Origin of the sequence: Stenotrophomonas sp. NPDC047960 (genome assembly GCF_043204395.1) — a bacterium.
GTDB lineage: Bacteria > Pseudomonadota > Gammaproteobacteria > Xanthomonadales > Xanthomonadaceae > Stenotrophomonas.
In genome coordinates this window covers 178,304-199,221 of sequence record NZ_JBIDBX010000007.1, presented here as the reverse complement: position 1 = coordinate 199,221, position 20,918 = coordinate 178,304, and the positions used below count along the sequence as shown (strand labels likewise).

Below are 20,918 nucleotides of genomic sequence, written 5' to 3'. Positions count from 1 at the left end.
CGGTGACGCGGGAGGGAGGAAGGGCCCATGCTGCGCGTCCGGTCTCTCTTGCCCCTGGTGTTGCATGTAGCAGATGCGTCGCGGCTCCCCAGCCCAGACGCATGGGTGAAGCGGTGGCGATGACGAAGGTGGGAGGGAAGTCCTTCGGCATCGCCACCTGTTGCTCAGTTGGCGTAGTACATCTGGTATTCGAGCGGGTGCGTGGCGGCGCGGAAGCGGGTCACTTCCTGCATCTTCAGTGCGATGTAGCCATCGATGAAGTCGTCGGTCATCACGCCGCCGGCCTTGAGGAACTCGCGGTCCTTGTCCAGCGCTTCCAGGGCCTGGTCCAGGCTGGAGCACACCTGCGGAATCAGCTTCTCTTCTTCGGGCGGCAGGTCGTACAGGTCCTTGTCGCTCGGTGCGCCCGGATCGATCTGGTTCTTGATGCCGTCCAGGCCGGCCATCATCAGTACGGTGAAGGTCAGGTAGCCGGACTGGATCGGATCGGGGAAGCGCATTTCAATGCGGCGTGCCTTCGGGTTGGACACCCACGGGATGCGGCACGAGGCCGAACGGTTGCGGGCCGAGTAGGCCAGCATGACCGGGGCTTCGAAGCCCGGCACGAGGCGCTTGTAGCTGTTGGTGCCCGAGTTGGCGAAGGCGTTGATGGCCTTGGCATGCTTGAAGATGCCGCCGATGTACCACAGCGCCAGCTGGCTCAGACCGCCGTAACCGTCGCCGGAGAACAGGTTGGTGCCGCCCTTGGAAAGCGACTGGTGCACATGCATGCCGCTGCCGTTGTCGCCGACGATCGGCTTGGGCATGAAGGTGGCGGTCTTGCCGTTGCGGTGGGCCACGTTCTTGATGACGTGCTTCATGCGCAGCAGTTCATCGGCCTTCTGCACCAGGGTGCTGAACTTGGTGCCGATTTCGCATTGGCCCGCGGTAGCCACTTCGTGATGCTGCACTTCGACTTCGATGCCGACCTGGGCCAGCGTCTTGCACATTTCAGCGCGCAGGTCGTGCAGCGAGTCGGTCGGCGGAACCGGGAAGTAGCCGCCCTTGACGGCCGGGCGGTAGCCGCTGTTGGCGCCGTCGAACTTGTCGCCGGTGCTCCAGGCCGCTTCTTCGGAGGAGATCTTGAAGAAGGTGTTGCCCATGTCGTTGGCGAACTGGACCGAGTCGAAGATGAAGAACTCCGGCTCCGGACCAAAGAAGGCCTGTTCGGCAATGCCGGAGGACTTCAGGTAGGCCTCGGCGCGCTTGGCGATGCCGCGCGGGCAGCGGCCGTAGGGCTGCATGGTGGCCGGGTCAAGGATGTCGCAGCTGATCACCAGGGTCGGGTCGGCGTAGAACGGGTCGACGTAGGCGCTGGCCGGATCCGGCAGCAGGACCATGTCGGACTCGTTGATGCCCTTCCAGCCGGCAATGGAACTGCCGTCGAACATCTTGCCTTCTTCGAACAGCGACGGTTCCACGATGCTGACCGGGAAGGTGACGTGCTGTTCCACGCCGCGCATGTCGACAAAACGCAGGTCGATGAATTCGATCTGGTTGTCCTTGATCAGCTTCTCAACATTTTCCACGGACATCGGTGAAACCTCAGATGGGTGATTGCCTGTGTGGATACAGCAATCCCCGTGCCAACTTTTAATGGCCCCCAAGTAGTTGATTTCACACGACGTGCACCCGGATGGACGCTGAACGTGGCGCACCATTGCGGTGCAATGGCCGCACCATGCACACATTTGGTGCGGCGTCTGATGTCTTATGATTTCATCGCACCGGCCGGGCAGTGCCCGGCTTTACCCCTCTCAGCCGGCGGCGCCCGGCTCTACCATTGAGCTTTCGATGTCCGATCTGTTTTCCGCCCTGCTGTTGGGCATCCTTGAAGGGCTTACCGAATTCCTGCCCATTTCCAGCACCGGCCACCTGCTGATTGCCCAGCACTGGCTGGGCGCACGCTCGGACTTCTTCAACATCGTCATCCAGGCCGGCGCGATCCTGGCCATCACCCTGGTGTTCCGTCAGCGGCTGTGGGCGCTGGCCACCGGTCTGCACGACCGCGCCAACCGCGATTACGTGCTCAAGCTGGGTACCGCGTTCCTGGTCACCGCCATCGTGGGCCTGCCGGTCCGGCTGGCCGGCTGGGAGCTTCCCGAAACGGTGACTCCGGTGGCCTGGGCCCTGATCATCGGCGGCATCTGGATGATCCTGGTCGAGGCACGCACCGCGCGCCTGCCCGACCGCGACGAGGTGACCTGGAAGGTGGCGGTGCTGGTCGGCCTGGCGCAGGTGGTGGCGGGCGTGTTCCCGGGCACTTCGCGTTCGGCCGCAGCGATCTTCATCGCCATGCTGTTCGGCCTGAGCCGGCGCGCGGCTGCTACTGAATTCGTGTTCCTGGTGGGCATTCCCACCATGTTCGCCGCCAGTGGCTACGCGTTCCTGGAGCTGGCCAAGGACGGCGCGCTGGCCAGCGAGAACTGGACCGATGTGGGCGTGGCCTTCGTTGCCGCGGTCATCACCGGCTTCGTCGTAGTGAAGTGGCTGCTGGGCTACATCAAGGCGCACCGCTTCACCGCCTTTGCGTTCTACCGGATCGCACTCGGGGCGGGCCTGTTGCTGTGGTTGCCTGCCGGTAACTGAACAGCGCCGCGCCGCCGCAACCCCAGGCGGGGTGCTCCAGCGTTCTTCCCCGGGTTCCCAAGGAGATGTTCATGAAAAAAACCACCCGCACCCTGATGCTGATCCTGCCGCTGGCCCTGCTGGCCGCGTGCAGCAACCCCTCCAGCCAGGCGCCCGCCGGCCCCGGCCGCGACGATCTGGCCCCGGCGCCGACCGCCGCTGCCGACCAGAAGGCCATCGCCCAGCTGGACGCGCAGCGCCTGCAGGGCAACCACTGGGTGCTCGACAGCGCCACCGACAGCGCCGGCAAGCGCATCAATGCACTGTTCGCGCGCGCCGACAAGCCGGTCACGCTGGACTTCATCGATGGCCGCCTGGCAGTGAGCAACACCTGCAACCGCATGGGCGGCGGCTACACCTTGGCCGATGGCACGCTGACTGTTTCCCCGATGGCCTCGACCATGATGGCGTGTACCGACAAGGCGCTGATGGCGCTGGACCAGGCGGTGGGTTCGCGTCTGGAAGGTGCGCTGAAGACCGAACTGGGCGGTGAAGGCCAGTTGACCCTGCGCACCGCCAGCGGTGACGTGCTGGTGTTCAGCCCGCAGCCGACCGCCGAAACCCGCTTCGGCGGCCCGGGCGAGACGATTTTCATCGAGGTGGCTGCGCAGACCAAGCCGTGCCCGCACCCGATGATCCGCGACAAGCAGTGCCTGCAGACCCGTGAGATCCACTTCGATGACAAGGGCATCAAGCAGGGTACGCCGGGGGCGTTCGAGAACTTCTACGACGTGATCGAGGGCTATACGCATGAAGCGGGCACGCGCAACGTGCTGCGGGTGAAGCGCTTCAACGTGGCCAACCCGCCGGCCGATGCGTCGTCGAAGGCGTATGTGCTGGATATGGTGGTGGAATCCGCGATCGAGAAGTGATCGCAAGGGTCCCGACCAACGGTTGGCACCTACCGGCAATGCAGGGTAGGTACCGACCGTTGGTCGGTACTTCGACCCATCACGCCAACGCCGGGTTGAGCGTGTACGTGCCGTGCAACGCGGCTTCGGCCAGCACGTGGCCGTGCATGGCCCTGTGCACGTCGGCGGCGGTGAACGGCGTGGGCAGATCGAGCGTGGCTACGTCCAGCGCGAACAGGCGGAAGAAATAACGGTGCACGCGCTCGTCGTTGAACGGCGGGTACGGACCGTCGTAGCCCAGGTACTGGCCGGCCATGTCCGGGTTGCCGGCGAACCAGCCGGTGAAATCGTTCAGGCCCTGGCGCGCACCAGACGGGCCGGCCGGCTGCGGCTTGCCCTTGGCGGTGAAGCCGTCGCTGCAGCTGCCTTCTTCGATCCCGCGCAGGTCTGCGGGAATGTCGGCCATCGCCCAATGGGTGAAGTCGGCACGCGGCTGGTCGGCGGGCACGCTGCGATCGTGGCGGCCGACCGTGTCGGGCACGGTCGGCACGTCCGGGTCGATGCACAGCAGGGCGAACGAGCGGGTGCCCTCGGGCACATCGCTCCACGCCAGCGGCGGGTTGCGGTTGGGGGCAAAGCCGTTGGCGTCGCCAGCGGCGAAACGGCGATCGATCGGGGCGCTGTTTTCCAGGGCGGTGCTGGTCAGCTTCATCGGGCTCTCCTCATGCTTCGGCATAACCCAGCCGCACCGCTACCGGGGTGAGCTGGGCGAACGCGGCGGACAGGACATCGCTGTACTGACGCCAGTGGTTGGCGGGGAAGCGGGCCGGGCCGAGGGTCTGTGCGGGCGGGAAATGCACGCCGAACAGGCGGCCCAGATGGTCGGCCATGGCGGCCGGGTCATTGCCGATCTCGTCAATGCGCACCACCGCGTGCGGGTACAGGTCCTGCTCGTGCAGCGTCGCGATCTGGGCCAGTGCACGCGCCAGCCACTCGGCCACTTCATGCACCGAGTTCACCGCGAACGGCGCCGGGGCGCCGTGTGCCAGCCACTCCAGCAACATGTCACGCGGGTCGCGCAGCACCAGCAGCAGGCGACCTTCGGGCAGCTGCGGGCGCAGCGCCCACAGCAGCGCGTTGTCCCACCACAGCAGCCAGTCGATCACATTGCCATCCGCCAGGCCGCGTGCGGGCAGCGCTGCGCGCCACTGCGCCACCAGCTGCTCCGGCGCCAGCTTGCCGGTAGAAAGGTCCTGCAGGGCGTGGTAGCTCTGGAATGCATCGTTGGGTGGGTTGGGGCTGAAGCGATCACCCCGCACCACCGGGCTGGCTGCCGCGATGGCGGCGACGACGCGCTCCACGCCCGAACCCGGCGCGCCCCAGACGAACATGGGGCGGCTCGCAACGTCGGCGGCAACCTCGCCCAGCGCCGGCCAGCTCAACGGGGCTTTGGCCTGTGGCGGCAGCGGCAGGCGTGTTGCAGCTTCACTGGCGTGCAGGCTGGTCCAGGTGGCCAGCGCGGCGGCGTGCTGCCCGGCACGGTCCTGCACCGAGCCCAGCCAGGCGCGGAGCGCCGGCTTGGCCTCGGCCGGCACCTGCTCGATCAGCTGCTCCACATGCGCCACAGCCGCGGCCGGATCGCGCGCCAGCAGGGCCTCGACCACGCGCATCTCGCCGCTGCTGCGGCCTGGCTCCAGTGCAATGATCTGGCGCGCGATGGCTTCGGCCGCGTCGGGCTCACCGGCCATGTCGTGCAGGCGCAGGCGCGTTTCCAGTGCCGGCAGGTGACCGGGCATGGCTGCGATCCAGCGCTCGGCCACAGCGACGGCCTCCGCACTGCCGACCCCTTCAATGGCCAGGCGGGCCATCCACAGGTTGTGTTCCTGCGGGTGTGTTTCCAACGTGGCGTCCAGGATGTCGCGGGCCTGCTGTTCGCGGCCCAGGCGCTGCCAGGCCATCAGCAGCAGTTGCAGGATCTGCCGGTCGGCCGGCGACTTTTCCAGCAACGGCAGCAGGTGTTCGAGCGCCTGCAGGGGCTGGCCCGCCTGCAGGGCCAGTTCGCCGGCCAGCCGGCGCATGGCCGGGGTGTCGGTGTCGGGCCGGGACAGCACCTGTCCCACGATCGCGGCGGCGTTTTCGGTGTTGCCCTGGCGCAGCGCCAGCTGCACCAGCAGGCCCTGCAGCGAGGTGATCGCCGGGTTGATCTCCAGCACGCGGCGGAAGGCCTGTTCGGCAAACGCCAGCAGGTCCTTGCCCAGATAGGCAAAGCCCAGCGCGTAGAGGATGCGCCCATCGTTGGGCAGCGCCTGGCTGGCGGCCGAGAGCAGCGCCAGCGCGCGGTCCGGATCATTACGGCGCAGCGCGATCATGCCCTGCAGCGCCACCACTTCCGCGTTGTCCTCTTCGACGCGCGCAGCGGTCCGGGTGATCCGTTCGGCTTCGTCCACATCATTGCGCGACAACGCCAGGTGGGCCTGCATCAGGTAGGCCGACAGTTCGTTCGGATTGAGTTCGGCCGTGCGGTCCAGCGCGGTGTTGGCGGCGTCGAACTGGCGCAGGGCCAGCAGCAGGCCGGCATGCTGCAGATGCAGTTCGGCGTTGTCCGGGGCCAATTCCAGTCCGCGTTGCAGGCTGGACAGTGCTGCGTCGTACTGGCCCTGCTGCTGCAGCGCCAGGGCCAGCCAGCGGTGCGCCTGCGGCTGCTCCGGCTCGGTGCGGGTCCATTCGCGCGCCAGCTGCGCGGCTTCTTCCACAGCATTTCGGCGCAGGGCTTGGAGAATCGTGTCTTGCATGACGGTCCAGCTTGGGGTCAAACCCCGATTGTAGAACACCGGCGGCGGCGCGCCGGGCCGGCCCTCAGCGCAGCGCTTCCAGGCTCAGGCGCTGGGCCACCCAGCGCTCGGAAAAGCCATCGCCGCGCCAGTTTTCCAGGAAACCGCAGTGGCCGCCCCACGGGGCGATCTCCAGCCGGGCGTGGGCGGGCAGGCGCCAACCGTTGAAGGTGGCGTAGGGAATGACCGGGTCATCCTGGGCCATCAGGATGTCGGCGGGCACTTCCAGCCCGGCCAGACGATCGCCGGCGATGGAATAGCCGTCGAAGTAGGCCTGCAGGGTGCCGAATTCGGTGTGGTGTTCCACCAGCCAGGCGGTCAGCGCGCGGATGTCCAGCTTCAGCACGCGGTCGTCCCAGTCGCTCAGCTCCGGAAACAGGTCACGCTTGCGGCGCAGCGAGCCGGCCCACTTGCGGCGGAAATACCAGTCGTACATCGCCGGGCCGTTCTCGATGCTCTCCATGGTGATCGCCGGGTCCAGCACCGGGCAGACCGAGGCCACCCGGCGCAGCGGCACCCCGGCCGAAGGCGCGCGCAGCGCCAGCCGCAGCACGAAGTTGCCGCCCAGCGAATAGCCGGCGGCCACCAGCGGCAGCTGCGGCCAGCGCCGGGCGATGTCGCCGGCCGCCTGCACCACTTCGTCGATGCGGTTGGAGTGGAAGATGCCGGGGTTGAGGTGGTGGGTGTTGCCGTGATCGCGGAAGTTCAGCCGCACCACTTCGTAACCGGCCTCGAGCATGCGCGCGGCGGTCATGCGCATGTAGCTCGATTCGGAACTGCCTTCCCAGCCATGCAGCAGCAGCGCCATGCCGACCGGCTCACGGCCTTCGATGCGGCTGTGCCAGCCTTGAAGGCGCACGCCATCGCCGCCGTCCAGGAGCAGCTCCTCGGTCACCGCACCGGTGGCGGCCAGCAGTGCCAGGCCGCGCTGCATGCGCATGCGGCTGGAGCTGAGCATCGACTGCAGGTGCGGGTTGCGCAGCCAACGCGGCGGACAGTAGTCGGCAGCGGTCAGCATCGCGCTAGTCGGCGTTCATGGCCGCCACGATGCGCGCGCGCGAGGTTTCCGCGATGCGGCGGCGGCCTTCCAGATCATGGGTGCCAATGGGCGCGAGGAAATGTACCTCGGCCCGCCGCGCCGGTTCCCCCAGCAGGCGCAGGAAGTTGGCGAAGAAGCTCTCCCGCTCGCCGAACGCCACCACGGTCTGCGCGTCGCCGCGCACGCCGTAGCGCAGTGCCACCGGCTGTACCGGCACCTGGGTTTCCACTGCAGCCTGGAAGATGCGGGCGTGGAACGGGCCCACTTCGTGACCACCGCGGGTGCGCCCTTCCGGGAACACGCCCACCGCCTTGCCCTCCTGCAGGCGCTCGACCATCAGTTGCATCACGCCGCCCAGCGACTCCGTGCTGCCGCGCTGGTGGAAGATGGTCTGCCCGCGTGCGGCCAGCCAGCCCACCACCGGCCAGCCGGCGATTTCGCGCTTGGCCACGAAACCCATCATGCGCTGGCTGTGCAGCATGGAGATGTCCACCCAGCTGACATGGTTGGCCACGAACAGCACCGCCCCCGGCAACGGCGTGCCGATGCGGCGCAGGCGGAAGCCGAAGATCCACATCAGCCCGCCCGACCAGGCATTCACCAGCAGGTGCTCAAGCGTACGACCGCCCACGCGCAGGTTTCCCCACGGCGGCAGCATGCCGATCAGGAGCAGCGGCAGGAACACCAGCAGGTGGATCAGCAGCAGGGGGACGCGGTACAGGTAACGGCACACACGCGCCACGCCGCCACGCGGGGCCGAAGGGGGGGAAGTCATCCGCGAACGATACCCGAGCGCTGCGGGGTCTGCCAGCTGATCGGGGACAAATGCCTGTCAGCGGCCAGCCATCCGCCACAGACGGTCAAGCCGGGGATCAGCCCGGGCGGACCGCCGGAACCACGGCCAGGGTCAGCCGCGAAGTGCAGACCAGCTTGCCGGCCTCGTCCTCGATACGGATGTCCCACACATGGGTGCTGCGACCGACGTGTACGGCGCGCGCGGTGCCGGTGACGGTGCCACCACGCTGGGCCCGGATGTGGTTGGCGTTGATCTCAAGGCCCACGCAGACCTGCTCGCGGGTATCCACGCAGAGGTTGCCGGCGCTGCTTCCCAGGGTTTCGGCCAGCACTACCGAAGCGCCGCCGTGCAGGATGCCGTAGGGCTGGCGGGTGCGCGCGTCGACCGGCATGGTGGCCTGGATCCAGTCGTCACCGGCGTCGGTAAAGACGATGCCAAGGTGTTCGATCAGGGTGTTGCGGCTGAGCGCGTTGAGCGCCTCGATCGACACCGGCTCGCGGAATACCTGGGACATGCAGCGTCTCCGTGGAACGAAAGGAATTACAGAATGGGCACCAGGCCGGCGCCGAACGCGGTGAGCATGCGCACCAGCAGCCACTTCGGGCCGACATTGACCTCGGGGAAGTCGCCCACGGCGGTGTAGCAGCTGTGGAAATCCGGGTCCTGGCGACGCAGCGGCTCGGGGCAGTCCGGGCCGGGCTGGAATTCGTAGTCGGTGGCGTAGCGCCAGGGCCAGAAGTCCAGCACGGGCAGTGCTTCGGAGGCCTTGCCCACGCTGTAGTTCAGGCCTGACAGCACCGGCGGCTTGATCCGCGGCGCCACCACCCAGGAGTTCCTGGGGTGGATGTCGCGCAGGATGCTCTGTGCCAGCGCTTCGGCGAAAGCCGGGTCATCAATGATCACCGCGCCTTCGGTGTTGTAGTTCTCGCTGCGCGGGTCGAAATTGTGGGTACCGATCACGCCGATGCGGCGGTCCACCACCAGCGATTTGGCGTGCAGGCCCATGCGTGCGCCGCTGCGGGTCACCGGCAACGGCTTGTTCACCGCCTTGGTACCCAGGAACGAGGGGCGCGTTTCGGCACGCAACACGCGGCGCTCCACCACGCTGCCATCGGTACGGCGGCGCGCGGCCGGGCCGGGGGTGGGCTGGGGCGCGGCGCCGGCGTCAGCTGCGCTGCGCCGGTTGTTGCCGCTGCCGCGCGCGTTGCTGCCCGCCGCGCTTCCTCCCAGCAGGCTGCTGCGCCCGCTGTCGCTGCTGGGTGCGGTCCCCAGCGGGGCCGGTACCAGGTTGCGGTAGTCGACCGGGGCATCCAGCGGGAACGGCTTGAACTCGTAGATGTTGAAGCCCAGTTCACGCAGGTTGCGGCGCTTGTACTTGTAGGAGAGCGCGTAGACGATCGGGTTGTCGGTGGCCGCCAGGCTGTTGGTGGATACCACGATGCGCGGTGGCTGCTCGCGCTTGCGTAATGCCTCGAACAGCTTGCGCGCCGGCTTGGACAGCACAAGGTAGGGAGTCTGCAACAACACTTCGGTCTGCGCGCCGGCGATCAGTGAATCCAGCTGCGGCTCGGTGACATGCTGGCCGTTGGCCGGCTGGCTGGCGCGTTCGCGACGGTGTTTGCGCGGCAGGTCCGCCACATAGCGCACCGAGGACACCGGCAGTGCGGTATCGACGAACATGCGTTGGATATACGCCGGGTCCACCGCTTCATCGATCACCTGCTCCACCCGCGCCGGGCGGCGATAGTCGGCCGGCGGCATGGCCGGCGCCCCCTGCCTGAGCAGGGTGCGGCCGACATCGTTCAGGCGCTCGGCCGGGACACTGCGCTGGGCCCGCCAGAAGGCATCGAAGTTGGCGGCCATGCCGCGCGCTTCGGGGCCGGCCAGCAGCACGTCGCGATCGCGGAAGTTGTATTCGCTGTCCCAGTCGTAATAGTCGTCCTGGTAGTTGCGCCCGCCCACCACGCCCAGCGCATCGTCGATCACCAGCAGCTTGTTGTGCATGCGCTGGTTGAAGCGGCGGAAGCAGCAGATCACGCTGCCGGCATAGTCAGCGTAGTTCAGCCGCGCCTTGCCGAAGGTCGGGTTGTAGACGCGGAGCTCGAAATTCTGATGGCTGCTGGCCAGCGCGGCCAGGATCTCAAGGTCGGAGATCGCCGAGAGCTGGTCGATCAGCACCCGTACCTTCACCCCGCGCCGGGCGGCGGCCAGCAGTTCGTCCAGCACCAGCCGGGCGCTGTCGTCCTTGTCGAAGATGTAGGTCTGCAGATCGATGCTGCGGGTGGCGCTGCGGATGAGGTTGATGCGCGCCACCAGCGCGGTCTCGCCCTCGTCCAGGATGGTGGCGTAATGGCGCGGGGCCGCTTCCGTGGATTCGCTGAAGGCCTGCCCGCCCAGTGCCCGCAGTGGCGAATCAAGTGCGCAGCGGTCGGGCTGATCGCAATCCACCACATGCGAGCGCGCCTGTGCCGCAATGGCGACCGCGCGCTCGCGCTGCGCGTTGGACAGCGACGCGCAGCCGCTGCCCAGCAACAGGATTGCCAGCACTACCACCCGCAGCAGGGAATTCACGGTTTCGGCGCCTCGTTGAGACGCGCACGCAGGACAAAGGTCACTCGATCACTCAGGGCTAGCTGCCAGCTGTCCATTCCATACCGGCCACGCTGGACGGTACCGCGGCTGACCACGTCGCAATCATACCCGGCCCGGGGGCAGGACGCCGCCTCGACCTGCAGGGTCTCCGGGTGGGACACCCCGCGCAGGATCAGCCGCCCGTGGATGCCGCCCCCCTTTTCGACCAGGTCCGGCGAATAGGGCACCGAATCGAACTCCACCACCGGGTAGCGCCGGGCGTCGAAGAACTCCTCGCCGCGCATCCAGGCGGTGTAACGGTCCTTGCCGGGAATCTCCACATAGCCGGTGAACATGCGCAGGTGGACCTGGTGGCGACCGTCGGACAGCACGTCGATGCGGCCTTCAAAACGCGGGAACACCCCTTCGATGCGCTGGCCCAGCCGGGTGCGTATCTCGAAGCCCAGGCGCGAGCGCGCGGTGTCCAGCTCCATCACCTTCTGCGGTGTGGACTGGGCCGGGGGCAGGGCCGGTACCGGGGGTTCGGCACGCACCGCCCCCGCCGCCAGCCCGAGCAGACAGCACAACAGGGTCCGTACTGCTGTCACGGCTTACGGCCACCAGAACTGGGTCAAGGTCGCCGCGCCGGGTTCGATGGTGGAATCACCCTTGAAGGTAAGGACTGCGATACCACCCGGCGCCATGCCACGGTAATCGCTGCTCGATCCCTCGGTCAGGAACGGCACCAGCTGCTCCAGGCCGGGGTTGTGCCCGACCACCAGCAGCCGGTCTACGTCCCAGCGCTTTTCGATGACGTCGGTGAGCGCCCCGGGGGTAGCGTCGTAGATCCGGTTTTCCAGCATCTTCTCAACAAATCCGGTTTTGCCGAGCACCGCTTCCAGGGTCTCCCGGGTACGCCGCGACGGGGAACACACCACACAATCAGGCAGCAGGTTGTTTTCGGTCAGCCACTTGCCCGCAGCCTCGGCTTCGGCCAGGCCCACCGGCGAAAGGGGGCGGTCGATATCTTCTTGCCCGTTGGCCGCAGGTTCGGCATGAGCGTGGCGCAGCAGGATCAGTTCTCGCATAAGGCTCTCTTCTTGCTCAGGCAATCTTCAACCACTTCAACAGTGGCTCCCAGTCACTCTGGTGCTCGCGCACCTGCGCGGAGCGGTAATCGAACAAGCTTCGGCCCAGGCCCGTCATGACCACGTAGCCTTGGGTATCGCGCAGCTGCGTGACCACCGGGTAAGGCCATTCCGCCAGCATCCCCAGCGCCTGGCGCGAGGTCTGGGTCCACGGCTTGGTGCGGTTGAGCACCAGCCCCACCGGCAGCTTGCGCTTGTGCACGCGCGGGACCTTGGACAGGCTGTTGAGGAAACCGACGATGGCCTCGATATCCAGCGCCGAGGGCAGCACCGGCACCACCACGGCGTCGGCCACGTCCAGGAAGGCGTCCAGCTCACCGGCCCGGGCACCGGCGGGGGCGTCGATGACCAGTACCTCGGTATCGTCGGGCACGTGCTTGAGCGGGTGCTTGCCGCTGGCGTCGATGGGCAGCACCGCGCTTTCCAGCCCGGCACGGCGTTCGGCCCAGCGGGTGCTGGAGCCCTGGGGGTCGGCGTCGGCCAGCACGGTCCGTTTGCCGGCCAGGGCGGCCTGCGCCGCCAGGTGGGTGGCAATGGTGGTTTTACCCACCCCACCCTTGGAACCGGCTACCAGGATCGTCTTCATGCCAGCCTCGCTTCCGGGGAACGTGACCCGAGCGTACACCGCCCTCCGTGATGGAGATAGTCGCGCCGCTGAACCCCCCTGCATCCCCCGTCGCTTTGCTATCGTGCGCGATCCAATGGACTGCATGCCGGCATGAGCGAGTTACAGGACCTCAGCGCGTTGATCCGCGCCAATACCCCGCTGATCGTGATCGAAACCCAGGACGAGGGGCGTGTGGTGGAGCTGTTCCGGCAGACCCTGATGCATGTCTGGCGGGCCCTGCACCGCTGGTCCATCACCGAAGGGCTGCGCCGGATCGACATGGACCGCGAGGACGACGCGGTCGGCCCGCCCGATGCCAGCTCGGCCCTGCAGATGATCCGCCAGGCCGACCAGCGCGGCATCTACCTTCTGCTCGATTTCCATCCCTACCTGGGCTACGCCAGCCACCAGCGCGCGCTGCGCGACCTGATCCAGCGCCGCCACTGCGAAGCCCATGTGCTGGTGCTGATCGGCGCGAAGGTGGAGCTGCCGGCCGAGCTGGAGGCGCTGGCCACCCGCTTCAACCCGCGCCTGCCCGACCCCAACGCGCTGCTCAAGATGCTGCGCGAGGAAGTGGCCGCCTATGCACGCGAGAACGGTGGCCGCCGGGTCGAAGTGGACAACGATGCGGTCAAGAAGATCCTCCACAACCTGCGTGGACTGAGCCTGGTGGATGCGCGGCGGATCGCCCGCCAGCTGATCTTTGCCGACGGCGCGATCAGCCAGGATGACCTGCCGCAGCTGGCCAAGCTGAAGTTCGAGCTGCTCAACCGCGCCGGGCACCTGCATTACGAGTACGACACCACCCGCTTCGCCGACGTGGCTGGTGCCAACCGTCTCAAGCGCTGGGTCAACCAGCGCCGTGCCGTGTTCCTGGGCGGACAGGGCCCGGCCGGGCTGGACCCGCCCAAGGGCATGCTGCTGCTGGGCGTGCAGGGCTGCGGCAAATCGATGCTGGCCAAGGCCACGGCGGCCGGCTTCGGGGTGCCGCTGCTGCGCCTTGACTTCGGCAGCCTGTACGACAAGTTCCACGGCGAAACCGAGAAGAACCTGCGCGAGGCACTGGCCTCGGCGGAGCAGTTGGCGCCCTGTGTGTTGTGGATTGACGAGATCGAGAAAGGCCTGGCCAGTGGTGGCGAAGATGGCGGCGTGTCCCGGCGCGTGCTGGGCCACCTGCTGACCTGGCTGGCCGAGCGCAAGAGTCAGGTGTTCATCGTGGCCACCGCCAACCAGGTGCATGAGCTGCCACCGGAGCTGCTGCGCAAGGGCCGCTTCGACGAGATTTTCTTCGTCGACCTGCCCGACGCCAACACCCGGGTCGAGCTGCTGCGCCTGCACCTGGGCCGGCGCACGCTCAACGCCGACGACTTCGCCCTGCCGGCGCTGGCCGCGGCGTGTGATGGCTTTTCGGGGGCGGAAATCGAACAGGCCGTGGTGGCCGGGCTGTACGCGGCACATGCCGATGAGCGTGCGCTGGACACCGAGCTGCTGATGAACGAGATCCGTGGCAGCCGCCCGCTGTCGGTGCTGATGGCCGAACAGGTGAACGGCCTGCGCGACTGGGCACGCGGGCGTACTGTCAGCGCGGACGAATAGACCACGCTCCAGCGCGGTGCGGCGACCGGCTTCGACCATGGTCGAAGCCGGCATGACCTGCGGGTGTTACGGCCAGGCCGGCGGGTGCGCCGCCCACGCCTGCTGCACTTCGGCCAAGGTGGCACGTTCACTGTCGCGCCAGTTCGGCAGCGCCTGCGCGTAGCCGTCGCTGGTGGTCCAACGCTGCGGCTCGGTGCGCACGGCGGCGGCATACCACTTCACCGCTTCGTCCTTGCGACCCAGCGTCCACAACGCCAGCGCGTAGGTCGGCGGCACCCACGATGCGTTGCCGCGAAGGCCCTGCTGGGCGCTGTGCCACTGCACCAGGGCCGCCTCGGCGTCACCTTGGCGGAACAGATCCCAGCCATGGTTCCAGCGCACCATGCGACCCGGCACCGAGGTGCCCGGCGCGTTCTTTTCCGCATCGGCATACAGCTCGCGGCCCAGCTCCGGGCGGCCCTGTGCATAGGCCACGCTGGCCAGCTGCACGGTGGCTTCCAGTGCCTTGCGGCCCCGTTCGCGTTGTTTCATCAGCTGGTCGACGACATCGCTGCTGTCGGCCGGCACGACCACCGGCGTGACCGCAGCCACGTCGTCGTCGAAGTAGAACTCCTGCAATGCCGGCAACGATTGCGCTGCCGCCCCGAACACGGTCATCCCCGCCGCCAGCACCATGCCGGTCAGCATCTTTCTTGCCACTGCCATACAAACTCCCCCAGGTTGTCACAACAACCTCCCTCCCCGATCCTAACCGCAGCCCGGCCCGGGTGCGAGTCCCGAAGGCCAGAAAATGCCCGGCTGATACAATTCCGCCCTTTCCGGCCGCCCTCGCGGTGGCCGTGCCAGCCGTCAGCACGGGCCAGCCATGACCAGTACCGCCGAACTCACCTCGCCTTCGTCCGCCAACCTGCCTGCCGGGCCGCTGGACGACAGCTACACGCTGGACCACAAGTACACCCGTACCGACGGTCGCATCTACCTGAGCGGGGTGCAGGCGCTGGTACGCCTGCCGCTGATGCAGCAGCTGCGCGACCAGGCGGCCGGGCTGGACACTGCCGGCTTCATCAGCGGCTACCGCGGCAGCCCGCTGGGCGGCTTCGACCTGGAACTGTGGCGCGCCCGCCAGCACCTGGACGCGGCGCGGGTGAAGTTCACCCCCGGCCTCAACGAGGACCTGGGCGCGACCATGGTCTGGGGCACCCAGCAGACCAACCTGTTTCCCGGCGCCAGGGTCCAGGGCGTATACGGCATGTGGTATGGCAAGGGCCCGGGCGTGGACCGCTGCGGCGATGTGTTCAAGCATGCCAACGCCGCCGGCACCTCCGTGCACGGCGGCGTGCTGGCGCTGGCCGCCGACGACCATGCCTGCCGCAGCTCCACCCTGCCGCACGGCAGCGAAGATGAATTCGTCAGCGCGATGATGCCGGTGCTCAATCCGGCCGGCGTGCAGGACATCCTGGACATGGGCCTGCTGGGCTGGGCCATGAGCCGCTATACCGGGCGCTGGATCGGCTTCAAGACCATCGCCGAAACGGTGGAATCGTCCGCGTCGGTGCAGGTGGACCCGTTCGCGCGCCGGATCGTACTGCCCGAAGACTTCGAGATGCCCGCCGGCGGGCTCAACATCCGCTGGCCGGACCCGCCGCTGGACCAGGAAATGCGCCTGCACCGCTATGCGGTCAAGGCCGCCCAGGCGTTCGCGCGGGCCAACGGCATCGATCGGGTGGTGATGGATTCGCCGCGCGCGCGGCTGGGCATCGTCACCACCGGCAAGAGCTACCTGGACGTGCTGCAGGCTCTGGAATACCTGGGCCTGGACGAGCGCGCCTGCGCCGACATCGGCATCCGCGTGTACAAGGTCGGCATGACCTGGCCGTTGGAGCCGGAAGGCATCGCGCGCTTCGCCCAGGGCCTGGAAGACATCGTGGTGGTGGAGGAGAAGCGGGCCTTCATCGAGCGGCAGATGAAGGAACAGTTCTACAACTGGCCGGCCAGCGCCGGTCCGCGCCCGTCGATCGTGGGCAAGTACGACGAACAGGGCACGTGGATCCTGCCGTCCACCAATGAACTGACCCCGGCCACCATTGCCGGCGTGATCGGCCGGCGCATCCAGCGTTTCTTCACCAATGACTCCATCGAACAGCGCCTGCGCTGGATGGATGCCAAGGAAGCCGAACTGGCACTGCCGCGCGCCAGTTTCCCGCGCGTGCCGCACTACTGCTCGGGTTGCCCGCACAACACCTCCACCCGCGTGCCGGAAGGCTCGCGCGCACTGGGCGGCATCGGTTGCCATTACATGGTCACCTGGATGGACCGCAGCACCGATACCTTCACCCACATGGGTGGCGAAGGCGTGACCTGGGCCGGGCAGGCTGCGTTCACCGACACCGAACACGTGTTCCAGAACCTGGGCGATGGCACCTATTTCCACAGTGGCTCGCTGGCGATCCGCCAGGCCATCGCTGCCGGGGTCAACATCACCTACAAGATCCTCTACAACGATGCGGTGGCGATGACCGGCGGCCAGCCTGTGGACGGCACCCTCACCGTGCCGCAGATCGCCCACCAGATGCGCGCCGAAGGCGTGCAGACGATCGTGCTGGTGAGCGATGAGATCGGCAAGTGGAACAAGCGCGAGCTGTTCCCGGAGGGCGTGGAATTCCATGACCGCGCCGAGCTGGATGCCGTGCAGAAGAAGCTGCGCGAGGTAAAGGGCACCAGCATCCTGATCTACGAACAGACCTGCGCCACCGAAAAGCGCCGCCGCCGCAAGCGCGGCAAGCTGGTCGACCCGCCCAAGCGCGTGGTGGTCAATTCGCTGGTCTGCGAAGGCTGCGGCGATTGCGGCCAGAAGAGCTTCTGCGTGTCGGTGCTGCCAAAGGAAACCGAGTTCGGGCGCAAGCGCGATATCGACCAGTCCAACTGCAACAAGGACTATTCCTGCACCACCGGTTTCTGCCCCAGCTTCGTCACCGTGCACGGCGGCACGCTGCGCAAGGGCTCGCGCAGCGAGCGCAGCAGCCTGCTCGACAACCTGCCCGCACCGACCTTCCGCAGCACGCTCGAGCAGCCCTGGAACATCCTGATCACCGGCGTCGGCGGCACCGGCGTGGTGACCATCGGTGCGTTGCTCGGCATGGCCGGGCACCTCGAAGGCAAGGGCGCCAGCGTGCTCGACCAGACCGGCCTGGCCCAGAAGGGCGGTGCGGTGACCACCCATATCCGCATTGCCAAGCGCCCCGAAGACATCCATGCGGTACGCATCGCCGCAGGTGAAGCCGACCTGGTGGTGGGCTGCGACATGGTGGTGGTGAACGATTACTGGGCGCTGTCGAAGGTGCGCGCCGAACGCTCGCAGGTGGTGCTCAACACCTATGAAGCGATGCCGGGCACCTTCACCACCCGCCCGGACATGCAGTTCCCGTCTGCCGACATCATTGCCGGTATCCGCGTGGCGCTGGGCGGCCGCGAGCCGCTGCTGCTGGATGCCACCCAGCTGGCCACCGCGCTGCTGGGCGATGCGATTGCTTCCAACCTGTTCATCCTGGGCTACGCCTGGCAGCAGGGCCTGGTCCCGATTTCCTTCGAAGCGCTGATGCGCGCGGTCGAGCTCAATGGCGCGGCGGTGGCGATGAACCAGCAGGCGTTCGCCTGGGGCCGGCTGGCCGCGGTGGATCCGCAGGCGGTGCAGCAGGCCGCAGGGTTGGTCCGCAACGGCCATACCGATGCCGAGCGCACCCCGGGTCCGCTGCATGATCTCCCGCCGGGCGAATGGGAAGGCAACGAATGGGGCGCCACCGCGGCACCGCGCGAAACCGGCGACGAACGCGAACTGCGTGGCCTTCCCGGGCATGGCGGCGGCAGCGACGTGGCGTTCCTGCCGCTGGATGACGAGCGCCTGTCGCGTTCACTGGATGAGCTGGTGGAACGCCGTGTGCGCTTCCTCACCGACTACCAGGATGCGGCCTATGCCGCGCGCTACCGCACGCTGGTCGACCGCGTGCGCACGGCAGAGTGGGACAAGGCCGGCAGCACCGCGCTGACCGAGACCGTGGCGCGTTACTACTTCAAGCTCATGGCCTACAAGGACGAGTATGAAGTGGCACGCCTGTACACCAGCGGCGAATTCCAGCGCCGCCTGCAGCAGCAGTTCGAAGGCGATTTCGAAGTGCGCTTCCACCTGGCCCCGCCGCTGTTTGCGAAGAAGGACGAACAGGGCCGCCTGATCAAGCAGGAATACGGCCCGTGGATGCTCAAGGCGTTCGGCCTGCTGGCCAAGCTCAAGTTCCTGCGTGGGGGCACCTTCGACATCTTCGGCCGCACCGAAGAACGCCGTGGCGAGCGCCAGCTGATTGCCGACTACGAACAGACCGTGGCACTGCTGCTGGACGGGTTGAGCGATGAGCGCGTGGCCCTGGCGGTGGAAATTGCCAGCATTCCCGAGCACATCCGCGGCTACGGGCATGTAAAGGAAGCGCACCTGCAGAAGGCCAAGGCGCGGGAAGCGGTGCTGCTGGCGCAGTGGCGCAACCCGAAGGCGCTGCATATCGTGCAGGTGGCGTAGCCCGCTACCGAAGGCAATCCATGGGTTGCCCTCGGCAATCGACCCCCTGGAGTCAAAGTCACCGAGCGCCAACATTCATAAAATGTCGTCGTTCGGTGACTTCCATGAAGCGCCCCAGTCGTACGCCGGCAAGCATCGGAAACCGAAATGAGCCTCCACGTGCTGATGCAGGGTGTACCCATGGGCACGTTGCGTCAGGATGCACACGGCAACCCGCACTTCGCGTACACCCCGGCATGGCAGAACGCGGCCGGCGCCTTCCCGCTGTCGCTGTGCCTGTCACTCAGCGCAGCCACCCACGCGCCCGGCGCAGTGGCGGCGCGGACGCCGTCCAGTTCGTTGCGTCCGAACGCGTTGAAGCGGTCATCGCAGGCGAGGCCGATGGCATCGAGGCCCTGAGCAATGCGCAGGTTGCCGCGCGCCTTTCGCAGGTCCGGCGCGATGTCGGCAGTGGGCGCTGGCTTGGGGATATTGGCCAGTTCAGTCTCGCCGGCGCGCAGGCCAAGATTGCACTGCTGAGAACGGATGACGGCTGGGCGGTGCCCAGCGGACGCATTCCCACAACGCACATCCTCAAGCCACCCGGCAGTGACTACAACGGCTTCGTCGAGAACGAAATGTTCTGCCTTCGCCTTGCCCGCGCGATGGGCATGCCGGCGGCATTCTCCGAGAAGATCGAGATGGACGGAGAATCCGCCATCTGTGTGGAACGCTATGACCGCAAACGTACCGCCGACGGATGGATCCGCATCCACCAGGAGGACTTCTGCCAGGCGCTGGGCGTCATGCCGCAGATCAAATACCAGAACCAGGGCGGACCGGGCGCGGGACCGATGCACACGCCAAGAACTATTCGCTGCTTGTGGACAGCGAGCAGGTCCGCTTGGCGCCGCTTTACGACATTTCCAGCGCACTGCCCTACCCGCAGCTGCAGAAGCGCAAGATCAAGCTCGCCATGAAAGTCGGCAGCCACTATCGCTGGTGGGACATCACGCTGCGCGATTGGCAGGCTACCGCCACGGCCATGCGCCTCGCCCCCGCCATGGCGATGGAGATGCTGGCCGGCATGGCGCTCGAACTTCCCCTCGTGGCCGAGGAGCAGCGCCTGCAGTTGGAAGACGAGGGTATCGAACATCCCATTCTGGAAACACTGGTCCAGGAGATCGCCTCCAGCTGCCTGCGCTGCCTGGCCAAATTTTCCAGCGAAAGCTGATCACCCGTGCCGCCACGCGCAGGGGCACATGAGCTCGAATACGTCAGCCAGGAACACCGGCACCCGCAGGCTCGTCTATGATCGGGCGACGACAGGGACGATCGGAGGCGGGCGATGGACGACGACAGGAAACTGCGCGGGCCCCGGGTACTGAGGGTTAAGGACCCCTTCCACGACGCCCAGCTGCTGCGCGACGTGGCGATCATCAACACACAGACGACAGAAGCGCTCGGGCCGTTGCCATCGGGTGGCTTACCGATCCTGCGCAAACGCAGGCCGCTTCCGCTGTTGCCGGAAACACCGATGCCCACCGGGCGCGATGATGAGGAAAGTGCGATGCCGAAGATCCCCATGCAGGTTGTCGCCGTCGCCAGCCTGGCGCTGGCCGCCTGCGCCACGCCCGGGGCGGCAACGCCCACGGCCACACAGATGCAGGAGAACGTGCCGGTGTCCGCTGCCCGCTATACCTATCCTGAGACGCCGGTACTGACCAGCGGTGAGTTGGTGCCCGAAGGTGATCCTGCCATCGCGGCGAAGATGAACTACAGGCCGGTGGAATGGCCGTTGCGGTTTGAGAAGCATAGCTTCGAGCCGCGCTGCTACGACACGCTGGAATGCCAGGTTGTTTATGACGGCTTCGCCTTTGGCCGTGACAAGCCGACCAAGTCTTCTGCGTCGTACGGTGACGATTACCTCAAGGGATGGAACGGGAGCTACGGAGCTGTCCCTAACTTCGTTTCGCCAGCAAAGGTCACCTGGAGGTCGAAGGACGGAACATTGCACGAAGCCGAGGTTGATATCGGGGCCATCTTCAAAGACGAACTGGTTCACCACTTCGTCCCGCGTGAAGAAGCCGCTGATCTCCCCAATGGAAAGAACGAAAGTGTTCCTTCCATCCTGCTGGAGGTCAATGACCGCACCATTCGCGTGTACATGAAGGCCTCGATTCCAACGAAGCATCTTCAGGATCCTGGAAATCGCTACAGCACTTCGCGCCGTGATCTTGTGCTGGTGAAAACTTATACCTATTGAGCA

At 66.8% G+C, this 20,918-nt stretch carries 19 protein-coding genes; 8 read left to right on the top strand and 11 right to left on the bottom strand.

Annotation, left to right across the window (positions count from 1 at the left end; all coding sequences use genetic code 11):
- Positions 1-164: 164 nt before the first annotated feature.
- The gene (gene glnA / locus ACGFZ3_RS16110; protein ID WP_392923356.1) at positions 165-1,574 is read right to left on the bottom strand and encodes a type I glutamate--ammonia ligase; all 1,410 of its coding nucleotides are present in this window, start codon (positions 1,572-1,574) and stop codon (positions 165-167) included.
- A 259-nt stretch (positions 1,575-1,833) separates the two neighbouring features.
- Between glnA and ACGFZ3_RS16105 the strand changes: the two genes are divergently transcribed.
- Entirely contained in the window at positions 1,834-2,628 is a 795-nt protein-coding gene (locus ACGFZ3_RS16105; protein WP_392923353.1) for an undecaprenyl-diphosphate phosphatase, read from the top strand.
- A 65-nt stretch (positions 2,629-2,693) separates the two neighbouring features.
- A complete protein-coding gene (locus tag ACGFZ3_RS16100) occupies positions 2,694-3,539 on the top strand; it encodes an META domain-containing protein (protein ID WP_392923351.1) in 846 nt (281 codons plus the stop codon).
- A gap of 79 nt (positions 3,540-3,618) precedes the next feature.
- Here ACGFZ3_RS16100 and ACGFZ3_RS16095 read toward each other — a convergent pair whose 3' ends face one another.
- The 9 genes from ACGFZ3_RS16095 to ACGFZ3_RS16055 all read right to left on the bottom strand — a co-directional run bounded on the left by ACGFZ3_RS16095 (position 3,619) and on the right by ACGFZ3_RS16055 (position 12,489).
- Positions 3,619-4,230, bottom strand: coding sequence for a YbhB/YbcL family Raf kinase inhibitor-like protein (locus ACGFZ3_RS16095; RefSeq protein ID WP_392923348.1), 612 nt, complete (start codon positions 4,228-4,230; stop codon positions 3,619-3,621).
- A gap of 10 nt (positions 4,231-4,240) precedes the next feature.
- A complete protein-coding gene (locus tag ACGFZ3_RS16090; protein WP_392923345.1) occupies positions 4,241-6,310 on the bottom strand; it encodes a tetratricopeptide repeat protein in 2,070 nt (689 codons plus the stop codon).
- A gap of 64 nt (positions 6,311-6,374) precedes the next feature.
- Positions 6,375-7,367: a YheT family hydrolase gene (locus ACGFZ3_RS16085; RefSeq protein ID WP_392923343.1), complete on the bottom strand. Its 993-nt coding sequence runs from the start codon at positions 7,365-7,367 to the stop codon at positions 6,375-6,377.
- A 4-nt stretch (positions 7,368-7,371) separates the two neighbouring features.
- Positions 7,372-8,163, bottom strand: coding sequence for a lysophospholipid acyltransferase family protein (locus ACGFZ3_RS16080; RefSeq protein WP_392923340.1), 792 nt, complete (start codon positions 8,161-8,163; stop codon positions 7,372-7,374).
- A 97-nt stretch (positions 8,164-8,260) separates the two neighbouring features.
- On the bottom strand, positions 8,261-8,698 hold the full coding sequence (locus tag ACGFZ3_RS16075; protein WP_392923337.1) for a hotdog fold thioesterase: 438 nt from the start codon (positions 8,696-8,698) through the stop codon (positions 8,261-8,263).
- A gap of 26 nt (positions 8,699-8,724) precedes the next feature.
- The gene (locus ACGFZ3_RS16070) at positions 8,725-10,755 is read right to left on the bottom strand and encodes a phospholipase D family protein (protein WP_392923334.1); all 2,031 of its coding nucleotides are present in this window, start codon (positions 10,753-10,755) and stop codon (positions 8,725-8,727) included.
- A complete protein-coding gene (locus ACGFZ3_RS16065; protein ID WP_392923600.1) occupies positions 10,752-11,249 on the bottom strand; it encodes a YceI family protein in 498 nt (165 codons plus the stop codon). The genes ACGFZ3_RS16070 and ACGFZ3_RS16065 overlap by 4 nt, the downstream gene beginning before the upstream one ends.
- 117 nt (positions 11,250-11,366) lie before the next feature.
- A complete protein-coding gene (locus tag ACGFZ3_RS16060; RefSeq protein ID WP_392923331.1) occupies positions 11,367-11,843 on the bottom strand; it encodes a SixA phosphatase family protein in 477 nt (158 codons plus the stop codon).
- Positions 11,844-11,859: 16 nt separating this feature from the next.
- Positions 11,860-12,489, bottom strand: a complete 630-nt coding sequence (locus ACGFZ3_RS16055) for an AAA family ATPase (protein ID WP_392923328.1) — start codon at positions 12,487-12,489, stop codon at positions 11,860-11,862.
- Positions 12,490-12,621: 132 nt separating this feature from the next.
- On the opposite strand from ACGFZ3_RS16055, the gene ACGFZ3_RS16050 reads away from it, so the two are divergent.
- Positions 12,622-14,106 (top strand): AAA family ATPase, encoded by a 1,485-nt coding sequence (locus tag ACGFZ3_RS16050; RefSeq protein ID WP_392923325.1) that lies wholly within the window; start codon positions 12,622-12,624, stop codon positions 14,104-14,106.
- A 66-nt stretch (positions 14,107-14,172) separates the two neighbouring features.
- Here the strand turns inward: ACGFZ3_RS16050 and ACGFZ3_RS16045 are convergent, their stop codons facing one another.
- A complete protein-coding gene (locus tag ACGFZ3_RS16045) occupies positions 14,173-14,811 on the bottom strand; it encodes a tetratricopeptide repeat protein (protein WP_392923322.1) in 639 nt (212 codons plus the stop codon).
- A gap of 160 nt (positions 14,812-14,971) precedes the next feature.
- Between ACGFZ3_RS16045 and ACGFZ3_RS16040 the strand changes: the two genes are divergently transcribed.
- The 5 genes from ACGFZ3_RS16040 to ACGFZ3_RS16020 all read left to right on the top strand — a co-directional run bounded on the left by ACGFZ3_RS16040 (position 14,972) and on the right by ACGFZ3_RS16020 (position 20,915).
- Positions 14,972-18,670 (top strand): indolepyruvate ferredoxin oxidoreductase family protein, encoded by a 3,699-nt coding sequence (locus ACGFZ3_RS16040; protein WP_392923319.1) that lies wholly within the window; start codon positions 14,972-14,974, stop codon positions 18,668-18,670.
- Between the two features lie 147 nt (positions 18,671-18,817).
- Positions 18,818-19,069, top strand: a complete 252-nt coding sequence (locus ACGFZ3_RS16035) for a HipA N-terminal domain-containing protein (RefSeq protein WP_392923316.1) — start codon at positions 18,818-18,820, stop codon at positions 19,067-19,069.
- A gap of 140 nt (positions 19,070-19,209) precedes the next feature.
- Positions 19,210-19,629 (top strand): HipA domain-containing protein, encoded by a 420-nt coding sequence (locus tag ACGFZ3_RS16030; protein ID WP_392923597.1) that lies wholly within the window; start codon positions 19,210-19,212, stop codon positions 19,627-19,629.
- Positions 19,554-19,883, top strand: a complete 330-nt coding sequence (locus tag ACGFZ3_RS16025) for a hypothetical protein (protein WP_392923313.1) — start codon at positions 19,554-19,556, stop codon at positions 19,881-19,883. The genes ACGFZ3_RS16030 and ACGFZ3_RS16025 overlap by 76 nt, the downstream gene beginning before the upstream one ends.
- A 114-nt stretch (positions 19,884-19,997) precedes the next feature.
- Entirely contained in the window at positions 19,998-20,915 is a 918-nt protein-coding gene (locus ACGFZ3_RS16020; RefSeq protein ID WP_392923310.1) for a hypothetical protein, read from the top strand.
- Positions 20,916-20,918 lie beyond the last annotated feature (3 nt).